Genomic DNA, 1,225 nt, shown 5'->3' with positions numbered 1-1,225 from the left:
GATCCTTGGGTTCTTGCGGTGGTTGCAACACCGGAGGGATGGTGTGCTGTGACGACGTATTCGCTTCGTATTCGACCCGACTTGCTGCAGGTGTTCTGGGCGGGGATGCAGGCCGGTGATTTCCTCACTGACGCGGTGCTGCCGCTCGGGGTCGATCGCAGGACCGGGACACGGATTCTGGTCGCCGCCGGCGGTGTCCGGCCGCGTCGCGGCCGGGACCTGAAGGGGCGGTGTTTGACGTTCGCCGATCGGGAGGAGATCGCGATCATGCGGGCGCAGGGGAAGTCGCTGCGGCAGATCGCGGCGGTGATCGGAAGGGCCGCGTCGACCATCTCGCGGGAGTTGTCGAGGAACACCGCTCGTGGGTCGGCGTATCGGGCGACGACAGCTCATGTCCTGGCCTACGAGCGTGCGTCGCGGCCGAAACCAGCCAAGCTCCATGTGAACTTCGAGCTGCGTGCGAAGGTGGAGAAGGACCTTCGGAAGAAGTACTCGCCCGAGCAGATCTCGGGGCGCCTGAAACGGGAGTTCCCGGGGCGGGAGGAGATGCGGGTGTCGCCCGAGACGATCTACCAGTCTCTCTACGTGCAGTCTCGGGGCGCGCTCAAACAAGAGCTGACCAGGCATCTGCGGACCGGCAGGGCGTTGCGGAGCCCGTCGCGGAAGACGGGGCAGCGCAAGAACCGGATCCCGAACATGATCAACATCTCCGAGCGGCCACCCGAGGCCAGCGACCGGGCGGTGCCGGGCAGTTGGGAGGGTGATCTGATCATCGGGAAAGGCAACCTGTCTGCGATCGGCACGCTCGTGGAACGCTCCAGTAACTACACGATGCTGGTGGCCCTCCCCGACGGATACAAGGCGGAGCAGGTGGCGCCGGCGCTGGCACGCAAGATCCAGCAGCTTCCGGAACAGCTGCGGGTGGCGTTGACCTGGGATCAGGGACCCGAGATGCGGGACTGGGAGAAGGTACGCATCGCCACCGGCATCGAGATCTTCTTCTGCGACCCGAAGTCGCCATGGCAGCGCGGCATCAACGAAAACACGAACGGGCTGCTTCGTCAGTACTTCCCGAAGGGCACCGAACTCGGCGGGTTCAGCGAGGAACACCTCGACGCCGTCGCCGCGGAACTGAACGACCGGCCACGCAAACGACTAGAGTTCCAAACCCCGATCGAAGTCATCGGGAACGTTCTGTTGCAATGACCGCCAGAATCCGCCGATC

1 protein-coding gene is annotated in these 1,225 nt (G+C 64.7%); it reads left to right on the top strand.

Features of this window, described 5'->3' with window-relative positions; translation table 11 throughout:
- Positions 1 to 18 precede the first annotated feature (18 nt).
- Entirely contained in the window at positions 19 to 1,206 is a 1,188-nt protein-coding gene (locus ACPW96_RS23265) for an IS30 family transposase (RefSeq protein ID WP_425886116.1), read from the top strand.
- Positions 1,207 to 1,225 lie beyond the last annotated feature (19 nt).

The sequence above is a fragment of the Micromonospora sp. DT81.3 genome, assembly GCF_049847225.1.
GTDB lineage: Bacteria > Actinomycetota > Actinomycetes > Actinomycetales > Microbacteriaceae > Microbacterium.
This window is presented reverse-complemented; position numbering and strand designations above follow the sequence as displayed.